Raw genomic sequence first — 14,324 nt, 5'->3', positions numbered from 1 at the left:
GAATTGTTGTTAACGTGTTTCTTGTAAATTTAGAAATCAACTTGACGACTGATATGAATTATTGGCTTATGAAATCTGAACCGGATGTCTACTCATGGGATGATCTGGTGCGTGACAAAAAAACGGTTTGGGAAGGTGTACGAAATTACCAGGCACGTAACAATTTGAAGGCGATGAAGAAAGGCGACCTTGCTTTTTTTTATCACAGTAATGAAGGCAAGGCGATCGTTGGTATAGCAAAAATCGTAAAAGAACATTATCCGGATCCTACCGACAACGAGTGGTCTGTGGTGGATATTTCACCTGACAAAAAATTAAAAACTCCTATTACCCTCGCACAAATAAAGTCCGATAAGCGTTTAACCGATATGGCGCTGGTAAGAGTATCAAGACTTTCCGTGCAGCCTGTAAAGAAAGAAGAGTTTGATATGGTGATAGCCTTAAGCGAGGGAAAATGATGATGACAAAGGGCAAGGTTTCAGATTCAAAGTATAGCATCTCCGGCATCATTCCGGTATGTTTCGTGATAAGTATAATGCTACTTGTTGTGAATGATCTGTGTGGCCAAACCCTTCAGCCACATCGATTCGAGCGAGAGCAAAAAAATTCTGACGATTACTATCATGTCATCTCTCTCAAAGAAGAAGGGCTGGCATTGTTCCGCGAACGCGACAAGTATAAAGGCAACAACCGGATATGGGAATTACTTTTACTGGACACTACACTCCAGGAAAAAAAAGTAGTTGAGCTTGAAATTAAAGAGCGCTATAAAATGATTGGCTACGAAGTAGCACCGGGAGCGCTTTTCCTTTTATACCGTACGGGCGAGACAAATAAAAATGATTTCGAACTTATACGTATAAAACTTCCTGGCGAAGAAACGAATCGTTATTCAATAAAACCTGATCTCGATTTCAAGCTTACACATTTCAGCAAAGCCGGTGATAGTTTTGTATTCGGTGGATATGTAAATAATGAACCCGCTGTATTCCTGTATGAACTTTCCAGCGGGCTGATCAAAGTTGTATCGGGCTTGTTTCAAAAAGACACTGAGTTGGTAGACTTGCGTACCAATCAGAACCAAACGTTTAATATAGTATTGGTGGATCGCGGTTCGAAAGGTGAACGCGATGTAATCTTCCGAACCTATACAACAGGTGGTGAGCTTCTGCTGGAAGACAAAGTTCCGATCGAAGAAAACATTACACTGCAAGCCGGTATTACCAGCACGCTGGAACGCGAAGAACTTATGGTACTCGGCACGTGGGGCGAAAAGAATTCCAAGCAGTCCACTGGTTTTTTTGCTTTGCCTGTTGATCCGTTTGGTGATCAGAAAATACTTCGCGTTGATTTCGGCAAGCTCCGGCATTACGTTGATTACCTGAATCCGAAGCGTGCAGAAAAAATCAAAGAGCAATCGCGACTCGCTTCCGAAAGAGGAGAGATCCCCAACTTCATAAACTATGTTATGCCATTTAAAGTAACAGAGTATAAAGAAGGATACTTGCTGCTGGCAGAAGTTTACTCACCATCCAGTAATCTCAATCCATACTATAGCAGTCCATATTATTACAATCCATATTCCTATGGCGGCTATGGATTCAATCCATACTACCCTGGCTATTATTATCCGGGCATGAGCAGGATGTACCGGCCTTATCAGCCGTATGGCAACAACTCAAAAAGCGCAGATGAAATAAAAACCAATGAAACTGTTATTGTAGCCTTTGATGCGAAAGGCAAAGTAATATGGGATCAAAGTATTAAATTAGATGAGGTAAAAATGGCATCGGTTGAGCAAGCGTCCGACTTCTGTATTAGCGGATCGAAACTTACGATGTTGTATAAAAAAGAATCCGAACTAAAAATCAAGTCTGTTGTTCTGCCAGAAGATTCCGTTGTCGAAGCAACGGAGAAAATAAAAACGAATGATCCTGTTGATGATATCCGATCAGAGAAGGATTATGAAGGTGGTGTAAAACAATGGTATAATAACACGTTCTATGTGTGGGGCTATCAAACCATTCGCAATGTTACAAAAGAAGATCGCGTGCGCGATGTCTTCTATATTAACAAAGTGGTGGTTCATTAGTCATCTCCTTCTTCTTACGAGCCTGGCCAGTAGCGGCCAGGTTGTACAATCAGCCCGATTTGAAATTCCATTCTCGAGGAACGACACCAAGTTTGAAATTATTCCTGCAGATCAGTATGGTCTTTTCTTATTAAGACGTCTGGGTGGTTTTCCGGATGACCAACTCGAGATTGCTAAACTCGATACTTCCTTTCATGAATCATGGCACGGCTACCTAGCCATCAACAAGAAATTTATACTTGTAGGCAAGCGGACGGAAAAACAAAAGCTATACCTGTTGCTCCGCTATATGGATTTCTCCAAAAATGATCTGGAGCTTATTTCGATCGACCAGGAGTCGGGAAACTTTGTGCGTCACATGGTTAAAAACTTTATTCCTTTTTCTCCTTCAGAATTTCAGATCACACAAAATGGCGCGTTGATCGGTGGATACTATAATCGCGTGCCGGTTGTTATATTCTTTTCATTCGGCACACAAAAATCACGCATACTACCCGGGTTGCTAAATGAATCCGGAGAGCTTACACAAATAAAAACATATCCGGATGGAAGCTTCGATGTACTCATCAGCGGCCGCGGGTATAAAGGACAAAAAACTATCTGGATAAAAAACTATGATGCGAATGCTGATCTCATCACCAACTATGCATTAGAGTCTGAAGATAACAAGCATCTGATTTTTGCGCGGTCATTAAAAACACATGAGAACATGCAGGTGGTTGCCGGTGTTTTCGGAACGCGAAATTCAGAATATGCTCGTGGCCTCTTTATCGCTACTGTCGACCCTGCCGGCTTACAACGGATGCGCTACTACTACTTTGCTGACTTGCAGAATTTTTTCAAGTATATGAAGGCCAAACGTGAGCAACGGATCAAAGCACGAATAGAACGAAAGCGGATTAAAGGTAAAAGAGCACGCTTCAATTACCGTTTCATGGTACATGAGTTGGTACCGTATAACAATCAATATGTATTGCTGGGGGAAGCATTTTATCCGAAGTATACATCGGTGGATAGTCGGAGCTACAATGGTTTTTTTAGTCCGGGATTTTCGCAGGGAGCCTATATCCGTAACGGGCGCATTTTCGATGGCTATTATTATACCCATGCAGTAGTAATCGGCTTTGATAATGATGGCAACATCCGGTGGGACAACAGCTTTGAAATAAACGATGTAAAAACTTTTACGCTCGAACAGTTTGTAAAACTGGAGGTGCATGAAGATAAGATTGCATTGCTCTATCTTTTTGATAATGAACTGCGCACCAAAATTATTAAAGGCGACCAGGTGCTGGAAGGCAAATCATCTGAGCCAATTAAGACAACCCTTGAAAATGAAGTGATTAAAAAAGAAAATACCGATGTGAGCAAACTCGATTACTGGTATAAAGATTATTTCTATGCTTTTGGTGTGCAGGAGGTCACGAATCCTGTGGCGGGTAAACGCAGGGTATTTTTTATCAACAAATTGAGTTACGAATAAATAACTCTCCCGCTGTTTTTGAACTGGCATTTTTAAAAACTTTCATTCTTCACATTTTTTCAACGAAGCTTCATAAACACGTAAACGCTAAAGCTGTATATTTGCCCAGCATTATGCAGAAGAAGTTAATACTTGACACGGACCTCCTCGATATAACGATTAGTCGTCTTTGCCAGGAATTAATTGAGAATCACGGAGATTTTTCAGAAACCGTAATCATCGGCATGCAGTCTCGCGGCATTTTCGTTGCCGAGATCATCCACAAAAAACTTGAGAAGCTTACCAAAAAAGATATCCCCTTCGGATATCTCGATGCTACTTTTCACCGCGATGATTTTCGCAGACGGGAAATTCCTGCAAAGGCCAGCGAGACAAAAATTGAATTCGCTATTGAAGGAAAAAGTGTTGTGCTGGTTGACGATGTTCTTTTCACCGGACGCACCATTCGTGCCGCGATGGATACAATGATCACTTTCGGCCGTCCTAAAAAAGTTGAATTACTTGTTCTTATCGATCGGAAATATACCCGAGAACTTCCCATTGCTGCAGATTACGTTGGCAAGTCGGTGAATACATTAACCTCCCAGCGCGTACTGGTAGAGCTCGAAGCACAAGGTCATAAACAAAATAAAATCTGGTTGATCAATAAGGATTAAGGACTATGTCGAAACTCAGTCAAAAACACCTGCTCGGTATTAAGGACCTCACTTCAGAAGACATAGAACTTATTTTTGAAACCGCTGATAATTTTAAAGAAGTTATCAACCGGCCGGTAAAAAAGGTGCCCTCCTTACGGGATGTCACCATTGCGAATGTATTCTTTGAGAACTCGACCCGTACCAGACTATCCTTTGAGCTTGCGCAGAAAAGACTTTCTGCCGATACGATTAATTTTTCTGCGTCCAATAGTTCGGTAAAGAAAGGCGAAACGCTACTCGATACTGTGAATAACATATTGGCCATGAAGGTTGATATGATCGTAATGCGTCATGCAAGCCCGGGAGCTCCTCACTACCTTGCCAAGCACATCAAAGCCAACATTGTAAATGCGGGTGACGGTACACATGAGCATCCAACGCAGGCCCTACTGGACGCATTCTCTATTCGTGAAAAACTAGGATCCGTTGCCGGGAAAAAGATAGCCATCATTGGAGATATACTTCATTCGCGCGTTGCGCTCTCCAATATTTTCGCCCTGCAAAAGTTAGGCGCAAAAGTGATGGTATGCGGACCGCCAACACTACTTCCAAAATTTATAGGACAGCTCGGTGTTGAAGTGGAGTTTGATGTGCGCAAAGCGCTCCAATGGTGCGATGTTGCCAATGTACTTCGCATTCAGCTTGAACGTCAGCAGATAAAATATTTTCCTTCGCTTCGTGAGTATTCTTTATACTACGGCATCACTAAAAAATTGCTGGATAGTTTAAAGAAACAAATCGTGATCATGCACCCGGGCCCTATCAACCGCGGTGTAGAATTAAGCAGTGATGCCGCTGACTCACAGCATTCCATTATTCTCGACCAGGTTGAGAATGGTGTAGCCGTGCGTATGGCTGTGCTATATTTACTGGCCGCCAGATCATAAATATAACCTTCATGCCGATTGAAGCTTTCATCGAACAGGATCTTCCTCAGCTTCGTGATCTCCAACCGGAAGAATGGAATCCGCTAACGCCTGTATTTGAATTTTACCTTCATTCGGATTTTTGCTTTCCTGTAAAATATAGTGAACGCGGTATTATAGCAGGTGTTGGCGTAACGATTATACATCAGCATACAGCCTGGTTAGCACACATCATTGTACACAAAGAGTATAGAAATAAAGGTATAGGCTCAATCATCACGCAGGCACTCATTCATGCAGCTGGCAAACCTGGAGTACAGACCATCCTATTACTGGCAACCGCTTTAGGCGAACCGGTTTATCAAAAGCATGGTTTTAAAAAAGAGTTGAGTTATATATTCGTCAAGCGTGATGAAGAAATTATACTTGAAGACATTCCTGCTGTACTTCTCTATCAGGCCAACTTTAAAAATGAGTTACTAAAATTTGATTACGAAATTTCCGGAGAAGATCGTTCGAAGCTTATTATTCCTCATCTGAATGAGACCAGAATCGTTGTCGATCAAAATACAATTCAAGGATATTATATACCTACTTTACAGGAAGGCCCGATCATCGCGCGGAATGAAAAAGCTGCCGCCAGCCTGATACAATTCAAGCACGCGACCGGAATAACAAAAGCAGCTTTCCCTGAAATCAATATCCATGCAACGCAATTGCTCACAGACCTCGGGTTCAAAGAATACATGAAAAGCAGCAGAATGTATTTGGGCAAACCTTTAACGTGGCAACCTGCTAAAATCTATAGCAGGATTGGCGGAAATCTTGGATGAACAACACTCCGATGAAGCTATAGCAGCATAGCGTAAATCAATCCACAGGTCTCTTTCGGTGTCAAGTATCTACATGTCTAAGGCCTTATCCCAAGTCTTTTTTTTGTAATTTTGATCACTTTAAAATACGCTCGAATGATCTACAATTCAATTATAGAAACCATTGGTAACACACCAATGATAAGACTTAATAAAGTTACCAAAGGTATACAAGGAACCGTTCTGGCAAAGGTGGAATACTTCAATCCGGGTAACTCTACCAAAGACCGCATGGCCATTAAAATGGTAGAGGATGCCGAGAAGGCTGGCCTTCTGAAACCAGGGGGAACTATCATTGAAGGAACTTCCGGTAACACCGGGATGGGACTTGCTCTGGCTGCTATCGCGAAGGGCTATCGTTGCATCTTTACCATGGCTGATAAACAGTCGCAGGAAAAAATAAATATTCTAAGGGCAGTGGGTGCAGAAGTTATTGTATGTCCTACCAATGTTGAACCCGATGATCCACGTTCATATTATTCTGTAGCGCGCAAGCTGAATAAAGAAATTCCGAATTCCATATATCCGAATCAATACGACAACCCTTCCAACGCGGCTGCGCATTATGAAACGACCGGCCCCGAAATCTGGAAACAGACAGAAGGCAAAATCACGCACTATGTTGCAACGGTAGGTACAGGCGGTTCGATGTGTGGTACGGCCAAGTATTTGAAAGAACAAAATCCTGCGCTGGTTACCGTAGGTATAGATACATACGGATCTGTTTTCAAGAAGTATAAAGAGACTGGTATATTTGATGAGAACGAAATATACCCTTACCTCACCGAAGGTTTCGGTGAAGATATACTTCCAAAGAATGTTAACTTCGATGTGATTGATACTTTCATTAAGGTAACGGATAAAGATGGTGCTGTTGCCGCCCGCAGACTTTCGCGCGAGGAAGGTTTATTTGTAGGATGGTCCAGCGGTTCAGCATTACATGGCGCTCTGGAGTATGCGCGTGAGCATCTTAAAAAAGATGACATCATGGTAATTCTTCTACCTGATCATGGCACGCGTTACCTGGCCAAAGTATATAACGACCAGTGGATGAAAGATCATGGTTTCACCGAAGCACGTTCCTTTGGTTCTGCGCGTGACATCATTGTTGCACGCAATGGGAAGGAGAATTTAATTACTGTTGGTAAATCATCCCGCGTAAGCGAAGCCATCACGGTGATGAATAAGCAAGGTATAGATCAAATACCGGTAACCGAAAATAACCAGTTTGTAGGAAGTGTCAGTGCAGCCAGCCTGCTGGAAAAAATCATTCAGGATCCACAACTACAATCCAAGCAAGTGGGCGAAGTGATGGACAAGCCAATGCTCTTCGTTGCTCCAGATAGTACATTGGATGTTCTATCATCGCTATTGAATAAAGATAATAAAGCTGTTCTTGTAAGAGATGATAATGAGAAAGTACACATCATTACGCAGCATGATGTATTGCAGGCTATAACAAATGGTTAGTTGTTGCTATAGGTTATCCGTAAATCGTCAATTGAAAAACTACGTTATAACGGATAACCTATAAACCATTGTTCTACTCTTCGAGTATCTCAATTTCGACCCGCACGTTTTCCTGCGCGCGACTGCTGTTTTTATCGTGAATCGGACGTTTACCTCCCCATGCTTTTATTTGCATCCGTGAAGGATCTATACCATTCTTCACCAGGTAATCGAAGATAATTTGTCCACGCTCTTCGGATAACTTTTTAGCGGTTCCAATTCCCTCCTGAGCACCGGTTAACGAGAAGAAGTCTTCACTGTCTTTCGGTCTGGAAATAATTTTTCCACTAGCCCCACCGTTGGTATGGCCGTGAATCCGAATTTTATACTTGGTGTTTTCGTTTAACATGTTCAGCAAACTGGTCACTTCATACCGGGATTCCGGGCGCATAATGGCAGCATCCTTATAGAAGTATACATTATACATAACGGCTATATCGCCTTTCTTGAGTCGCATTAATTCAAACGGCACGACTACTTCACCTTCACCATTTACTTCGATACCTTCACCCTGTGGCGAGTTGTAATTAATTTGCCGCTGGACTTTCCTATACCCAAAAACTTCGCATACCAGTAAAACGCTATCGGTTTTACTCAGCGGATCGGCAACCTTTACCGGTGCATTGCCTTTATAGCTTCCCATTTTCCGGGTACGGTCAACATCAATCGCATCAACATCACCCTCTACGGCGTTGTTGTCGACAGCACGATATAGTTTGAAAAGAAAGTTTTTCCCTGCAACACCATTATCGAGTTCAGCCGACTTAGCAGTCGATGTTTCAACAGGAGTTTCTTGTGCGGGTGGCGTTGTGGTTTCTACACTCGGGGCTGTTTCGGCAGGTTGATCTTTCGTTGAGACCGTTTCAATTTTTTGATCTGTTACCGGATTAATGTCTGCAGATGCTACCGCTGTTGTACCTGATACATTATTTTCTTTATTGAAAGAACCACTATATACCCAGGTGTCGGTAAACTCAGATTCAGCCCGAAGTCTTTTCGCTTCTTCTATGGCTACGTTCCGATCATTCGTTCCTAAAACATATACATAGTATAGATTACGAACAGAGTTCTTCTCGTATTTCGCGTTGAGACTCAAAGCATGTGCATGATCGCTGAAACGTACTGCATTTCTATAGTACTTGAAAGCTCCTATAACGACATAGTTTTGAAACTCGTCCAGTTCGACTTGATCCGGGCGTGAGGCTGCGGTAGGCTGCATTGTGTATAACACAGAAAAAATGCCTACCAGTGCAAAAAATCTAAGGGTCTTCATGACACACTGGTTTTTTTAGGTTCTTGATACGAATTTAGCAAAGATTTAACAAAAAGCAATTAAGACGCTACTTATCAAGACCTTACATTTTTGATAAAACTTCAAAATTCTGTTCCAGAATTTCTCCGTTTTCGTCCATAACGGTAAGCGTGTGCGTGCCTTGCTCAGGGTTTACAATGAGGTGATGGTTCTTTTTGGTGGTCCCTATATATATACCGTCAAGGTGCCAATATACCGTTATGCTGCTATTGCGATGCGCAAGTTCGAAAACAGCATTCCCCATTTTACCATCCAGATCGCGTGGTATAAAAATGCGGGCATTGGGTTTAGGGTATATTAAGTCCATCGCAACCAAATTAAAAGACGACTGGCAATCTTTTCGAAACGGAGGCAATGTGCGATAGGATATATTCTTTGGCTTGTAGTAATACTCTTGTACCGGTGGCAGTACGAACCAGTTGACCGATGCCATTTGATCTATAGGGCTACAGGCACTATGCACCCTATATTTCCTATCTGGAGAGAGATGGATTTTCCGGTGCAACGGGCAGGCTATGCTTTGCAGTCCGTTTTTTGTAACGAGTACCGTATCGATTTCATCACATAGCGCACTGTTGCGATAACCGCTTCGGGCACACACCGTAATTTTCTCCATTTCCATTTTCGGCAACTGAAACCACTTTTGTCCGGGTAGCTGCGAGAATATATCAAACAGTATAGGAGCAGCGGCATCGGTGCCGGTAAGTCCCGGGCGACCTTCTCCATCCGCATTGCCAACCCATATACCTACCACGTAATCCGGAGTAACACCTACCGCCCATCCATCGCGAAAGCCAAAACTTGTCCCGGTCTTCCAGGCTATTTTCTTTGCACTGTTGAAATAACGCCAGCCTGATTCCTCACCTGGCCGGTATAATTCTTTCAAAGCATCAAACGTCTGATAGATCGAAGCAGCACTCATATAGGATGACGTTTCGAGATCTATACCTTTTGCTATAGTTTGGGCAGAGTCGGCTGTAGCCCTTGTATACTGTAGTGGATGAAAATCACATCGGTTATACCGATTCTTCCCGGGATGTTCAAAGTAATTATTCAATGTGCGCGCCATGGAAGCATACATACCGGCTATATCCCACAGTGTGCCTTCGCCTCCTCCCAGAATCAACGACAATCCATAATGATCCGGAGGATAACGAAGTGTTGTCATTCCTACTGATTTCAGCAGTGAATGAAATTTCTCATATCGATATTCCCGCAACATATGTACCGCGGGTATATTTAGCGAACGAATCAAAGCTTTATCAGCAGGCACGGCACCATCGTAATCTTTTGAGAAATTCTTTGGCGCGAAACCGTTGATAAAAATTGGGACATCAGGCAGCAATGTTTTGGGCAGCATCTTACCTTCTTCCAGCATCGCCGCATATAGAAATGGTTTTAGAATGCTTCCCGTACTTCTGGGTGCTGTGATTACGTCAACATCATCGCCTCTATAATTTGTACCATTGGATACGTTACCGATATAGGCGACTACATTTCCGGTTTTAACATCTGCCACTATCGCAGCGGCATGATGTATTTTATTTCCCGTCAAACGTTGATGATGATCATTCAGAATTTGCTCAATACGTAGTTGCAGACTATAATTAAGCGTTGACTGTATTTTCTTTTCAGCATGACCTTCCGCTTGCATGCGAACCAACAAATGCTTTGCAGCACGTGGTAAGGTTTGAGGTTCATCTGGTATCGGTTCTTCTTTCGAAAGTGCGCAGGTGAACGTATCGATCTTCCCTATAGCTTGTAATTTATCCAACAGCTTATCACGCTTTGCCTTCAACAGGTTTCTGTTTTTTCCAGGGTGGATTAATGACGGAGCGTTAGGTAACACAGCCAGCAAACTTGCCTCTCCCCAGGATAGCTCTCTTGCATCCCGGCCAAAGTATCGCCAGCACGCGGCTTCAATGCCTACTACATTACCTCCGAACGGAGCATGCGAAGCGTATAGGGCCAGAATTTCATCTTTGCTATAGCGCAGTTCTAATCGTGTGGCGAGTATAATTTCAATAATTTTCTCGAGGACAGTTCTTGATTCACCCTTACGGGAAAGACGGATGACCTGCATGCTGAGTGTACTGCCCCCGCTCACTATACTTCTGGCTGCTATATTTTGTCTGAATGCACGCCCCAATGAAAGTATATCGACTCCGGGATGATCCCGAAAACGCTTGTCTTCATACGTGATGATTGCCTCTGCAAATTTATCAGGCACAGAATCAACGATCGGGAATCGCCATTGTCCATCGCGGGCAATGGCCGCACTGAGCAATTCACCATTGGATGCTTCGAGTACAGTAGAATATGGATCGGCAAAGAGACGAGAGGGTAATGAAAAATAATATACTGTTAACCCGATAACGAGCAAAGCCAACCCTGTCCTGATCTTTATCTTCCTCGACATGCAGGTACAAAATTAAAAAAGCAGGTGGTAGCGTCTCTATACCGAGGATTTTTTGAAGGGATTTATTTATTAAAATCTGCATGCCCCGGAAATACTTTCAGGTACATGCAGATTTCGCAAATAATATATTGGACTGTTAATTTCCGCAGAAGTCCATATCAAGGGTTCCGATGGGCATGCCGGGAGGCGCGTCCAAAGGATAATCAGCTCTAAACTCTTCGGGATTACTTTGCAATTTTTCAATAAGCGAAGCGGTATAGCTATAGAATGCTTTCCATTCTTCGTTTGCCGTTAGCGGACCTTTTTGTTTGAGCCACGCTTTCAATTGATCAAGCTTCAACGAAGTTATAGCACGTGTTGACAACGATGCATCTTTTGAAGATGCCAGCTTTGCCAAATTCGAGAATAGCGCCCCATCTATACTCATCAGCACAGCGCCTTCATAGCCTGGCTGCGGGGTAAGTTTAAATGAACGTGCTATCATTTTATCGAGAACGCTTTCCAGACTGGGTTGATTTATATCACGTGCATGATGCTCCACCAACCTGTTTGCACGTGCCGGGTGTAACATTAAGCTATAGGTCATATCAGCAGCGGTCTCCGCCAATGCCAACGGATCGAACGTCAACCCGGTCTTTCCATTTGTCAACTCACGATGTCGCTGATAACCGATGGGGCGCGGAGGTATACTCTTGAGTAAATTTTCAGGAAGCATCAGCGATATAGGTTCAACCGTTTTTAATAATGCATCCAACGCTTTTGTCTGTTGCAGTGGCGGAAGTAAATCTGCTACCGGTTGGCCATCACCCCTAAGCGCATAACGGTAATTTATACCACCAATTACTTTTACTACAGATTCAACCTGGTAGCGATGAAAGAAATATATAGGAACCAATACTTCCTCCAGCGTAGCCATAGGTGTCTGTGGCTTAATATTTCGTTCGCCAAAATTCTTCAAGGCTATAGATCGAACTTGTAGTACGTGGTTCAATTCATCGGTAGCATCAGCACCGTTGTCCCACAAGTGTGCATAGGGATGAGCGCCTCCCAAAGGACGGGCATCCTGATCTGATAAAAACGTAAGGCCTGCTTTAAGAGAATTCTGAATGATAGCATCGAGCGCTTTATCTTCATCTATGCCCTCAGCAAAATCCTGGTAGCCATAGGTGATCGATACTTTATCGAACGCACCGATTTTTGCATCATACGCATTCGACAAATCTATCTTTCCATTTACTATACTCGTAGCCGGATGAGGATAGTCCATTACCGAAGCCAGATTCTCCGTACTGGAAGTATAGGCATGTGCAAGTCCAAGTGTATGTCCAATCTCATGTGCCGCTAACTGTCGTAAACGCGCCAGTGCCATTTCTTCCATAGCTTTATTTACCGGCTTCCCTTCTTCATACGGTGCAAGCAATCCTTCCGCGATCAGAAAATCCTGACGCACACGCAATGATCCAAGTGTAACGTGTCCTTTAATAATCTCACCGGTACGTGGGTCTGTAACGGAGGCACCATACGACCAGCCACGTGTTGATCGATGAACCCAGTTGATAACGTTATACCGAACGTCCATCGGGTCGGCATCCTCGGGCAGTAGCTCTACACGAAATGCATCTTTATACCCCGCTGCTTCAAATGCCTGGTTCCACCATTTCGCTCCGTCTATCAACGCTGAACGTATAGGTTCAGGCGCACCGGGATCCATATAGTATATAATTGGTTCCACTGCTTCACTCAGAGTTGCTGAGGGATCCTTCTTTTCGAGACGATGACGGTTTATAAATCTTTTTTCGATTGGCTCACTGATCGGTGTAGCGTAGTCATAATAAGATGTGGTAAAATAGCCAGCACGTGGATCAAACTTCCGAGGCTTGTAGTTGTTATCCGGTAACTGAACAAATGAAAAATGTTCGCGTATAGTAACACTACCCGGTGTTGGCGCTACACTGCGGATATAGCTTCCGGAAGGTTGTCCTGTGAAGGTAAGTGTTACTTCAAACTCAGCATTAAGAGGAAAGTTACGAATGCGCTCCGGATAGAAAGCGCTTCTGGATTTATCAAGACTATAATTGCCTTGTTGTGTCGAGCGCAGTGTTCCAATTACATCATGAACATCTTGTAAAAAGAAATCAGTTGCGTCTACCAATACCTTTCCGTTGTCTTCGGCTGCTATTGTAAATCCCCATAGAACAGATTCAGCAAAAGATTCTCTCACAGCTTTCCGTTCCAACGCGTTATTACTGATCGCTCTGTAGAAAGTGTTCGGTTCGATCATCAACACTTTTGAACCTCTTCGCTCAAACCGTACAACCCGCTCACGTCCGAGTTGATTTCGATCCAACCCTATATCATTGGAGCCTACACCGGCTGTCAGCGATTCTATATATAGGAATTCATTATTAAGCTTGTCAATCAACAGCCATATCTTGTCCTCACCTTCATCATAGTAGAATTCAATATAGCCGGGATATTTTTTTAAGCCGTTTACTTTCGATTCAATTGAAGAGTTGGTTGACGGTGGAACAGGTTGATCTTTATCTTTTTTTCTTTGCCCTATAACAATTATAGGCAAAGCAAGCAGTAGAAGTATAAATATTTTCCGCATGCGATTTAGGTTTACTGGTTAAACTACAAAACCTATAGATAGGGACAATATATAATTTCGCGAATGGTTATAATCAGATCATAAAAGGCCATTTACCTTTCTAATTATACACCGGCTTATGTTATCGGTGTTAAAATTTACCAGCAAGCCTAATTTTCTCTCTGATAATCTGAGGTAGGTCAAGACTTGTTTATGGTGTACTTCGTGGAGTGCTTCAATCGATTTTATCTCTATAATTACGCTATCGTTTACGAGAATGTCTACGCGGAAGCCTATGTCTAGGTGAATATTTTCATATAGCACGGGAAGTGGCACCTGGGTTTTAACCTGTAAACCAAGTTGCTTTAACTCATATGCAAGAACTGCTTCGTAAACAGACTCGAGTAAGCCTGGGCCAAGATTTCTATAGACTTTAAAGATAGCGCCTCTTATCTTGAAAGATATATCATTTTCTGTCATACA

Annotated in this window: 11 protein-coding genes; 7 read left to right on the top strand and 4 right to left on the bottom strand. The window is 42.9% G+C overall.

Features of this window, described 5'->3' with window-relative positions; genetic code table 11:
• The first annotated feature begins 53 nt into the window (after positions 1 to 53).
• The 7 genes from B5Y40_RS18375 to B5Y40_RS18345 all read left to right on the top strand — a co-directional run bounded on the left by B5Y40_RS18375 (position 54) and on the right by B5Y40_RS18345 (position 7,481).
• Positions 54 to 458, top strand: a complete 405-nt coding sequence (locus tag B5Y40_RS18375; protein WP_079688250.1) for an EVE domain-containing protein — start codon at positions 54 to 56, stop codon at positions 456 to 458.
• Positions 455 to 2,092 (top strand): hypothetical protein, encoded by a 1,638-nt coding sequence (locus tag B5Y40_RS18370; protein WP_143785809.1) that lies wholly within the window; start codon positions 455 to 457, stop codon positions 2,090 to 2,092. The genes B5Y40_RS18375 and B5Y40_RS18370 overlap by 4 nt, the downstream gene beginning before the upstream one ends.
• Positions 2,031 to 3,575: a hypothetical protein gene (locus B5Y40_RS18365; protein ID WP_143785808.1), complete on the top strand. Its 1,545-nt coding sequence runs from the start codon at positions 2,031 to 2,033 to the stop codon at positions 3,573 to 3,575. Before B5Y40_RS18370 ends, B5Y40_RS18365 begins: the two co-directional genes overlap by 62 nt.
• A gap of 113 nt (positions 3,576 to 3,688) precedes the next feature.
• A complete protein-coding gene (gene pyrR / locus B5Y40_RS18360; RefSeq protein ID WP_079688247.1) occupies positions 3,689 to 4,231 on the top strand; it encodes a bifunctional pyr operon transcriptional regulator/uracil phosphoribosyltransferase PyrR in 543 nt (180 codons plus the stop codon).
• A 5-nt stretch (positions 4,232 to 4,236) separates the two neighbouring features.
• Complete coding sequence (locus B5Y40_RS18355) at positions 4,237 to 5,160, top strand: aspartate carbamoyltransferase catalytic subunit (protein ID WP_079688246.1); 924 nt, start codon at positions 4,237 to 4,239, stop codon at positions 5,158 to 5,160.
• A gap of 11 nt (positions 5,161 to 5,171) precedes the next feature.
• Entirely contained in the window at positions 5,172 to 5,972 is an 801-nt protein-coding gene (locus tag B5Y40_RS18350) for a GNAT family N-acetyltransferase (protein WP_079688245.1), read from the top strand.
• Positions 5,973 to 6,107: 135 nt separating this feature from the next.
• Positions 6,108 to 7,481, top strand: a complete 1,374-nt coding sequence (locus B5Y40_RS18345) for a pyridoxal-phosphate dependent enzyme (RefSeq protein ID WP_079688244.1) — start codon at positions 6,108 to 6,110, stop codon at positions 7,479 to 7,481.
• Between the two features lie 73 nt (positions 7,482 to 7,554).
• Here B5Y40_RS18345 and B5Y40_RS18340 read toward each other — a convergent pair whose 3' ends face one another.
• The 4 genes from B5Y40_RS18340 to B5Y40_RS18325 all read right to left on the bottom strand — a co-directional run bounded on the left by B5Y40_RS18340 (position 7,555) and on the right by B5Y40_RS18325 (position 14,321).
• Entirely contained in the window at positions 7,555 to 8,793 is a 1,239-nt protein-coding gene (locus B5Y40_RS18340) for an OmpA family protein (protein ID WP_079688243.1), read from the bottom strand.
• 82 nt (positions 8,794 to 8,875) lie between these two features.
• Positions 8,876 to 11,251 (bottom strand): penicillin-binding protein 1C, encoded by a 2,376-nt coding sequence (gene pbpC, locus B5Y40_RS18335; RefSeq protein WP_079688242.1) that lies wholly within the window; start codon positions 11,249 to 11,251, stop codon positions 8,876 to 8,878.
• Positions 11,252 to 11,387: 136 nt separating this feature from the next.
• Positions 11,388 to 13,862 carry a zinc-dependent metalloprotease gene (locus tag B5Y40_RS18330; protein WP_079688241.1) on the bottom strand — a complete coding sequence of 825 codons (2,475 nt, stop codon included), beginning with the start codon at positions 13,860 to 13,862 and terminating at the stop codon, positions 11,388 to 11,390.
• Between the two features lie 78 nt (positions 13,863 to 13,940).
• On the bottom strand, positions 13,941 to 14,321 hold the full coding sequence (locus B5Y40_RS18325; protein ID WP_079688240.1) for a GxxExxY protein: 381 nt from the start codon (positions 14,319 to 14,321) through the stop codon (positions 13,941 to 13,943).
• Positions 14,322 to 14,324: the final 3 nt, after the last annotated feature.

Origin of the sequence: Ohtaekwangia koreensis (assembly GCF_900167975.1) — a bacterium.
GTDB classification, from domain to species: domain Bacteria; phylum Bacteroidota; class Bacteroidia; order Cytophagales; family Cyclobacteriaceae; genus Ohtaekwangia; species Ohtaekwangia koreensis.
Note: the sequence above shows the minus strand (reverse complement) of the source record. Positions and strands in the feature narration are given on the sequence as shown.

Coding starts and splice junctions, on each gene's coding strand:
- B5Y40_RS18375 (WP_079688250.1), top strand. CDS start 54: ATGAATTATTGGCTTATGAAATCTGAACCGGATGTCTACTCATGGGAT.
- B5Y40_RS18370 (WP_143785809.1), top strand. CDS start 455: ATGATGATGACAAAGGGCAAGGTTTCAGATTCAAAGTATAGCATCTCC.
- B5Y40_RS18365 (WP_143785808.1), top strand. CDS start 2,031: ATGTTACAAAAGAAGATCGCGTGCGCGATGTCTTCTATATTAACAAAG.
- pyrR (WP_079688247.1), top strand. CDS start 3,689: ATGCAGAAGAAGTTAATACTTGACACGGACCTCCTCGATATAACGATT.
- B5Y40_RS18355 (WP_079688246.1), top strand. CDS start 4,237: ATGTCGAAACTCAGTCAAAAACACCTGCTCGGTATTAAGGACCTCACT.
- B5Y40_RS18350 (WP_079688245.1), top strand. CDS start 5,172: ATGCCGATTGAAGCTTTCATCGAACAGGATCTTCCTCAGCTTCGTGAT.
- B5Y40_RS18345 (WP_079688244.1), top strand. CDS start 6,108: ATGATCTACAATTCAATTATAGAAACCATTGGTAACACACCAATGATA.
- B5Y40_RS18340 (WP_079688243.1), bottom strand. CDS start 8,793: ATGAAGACCCTTAGATTTTTTGCACTGGTAGGCATTTTTTCTGTGTTA.
- pbpC (WP_079688242.1), bottom strand. CDS start 11,251: ATGTCGAGGAAGATAAAGATCAGGACAGGGTTGGCTTTGCTCGTTATC.
- B5Y40_RS18330 (WP_079688241.1), bottom strand. CDS start 13,862: ATGCGGAAAATATTTATACTTCTACTGCTTGCTTTGCCTATAATTGTT.
- B5Y40_RS18325 (WP_079688240.1), bottom strand. CDS start 14,321: ATGACAGAAAATGATATATCTTTCAAGATAAGAGGCGCTATCTTTAAA.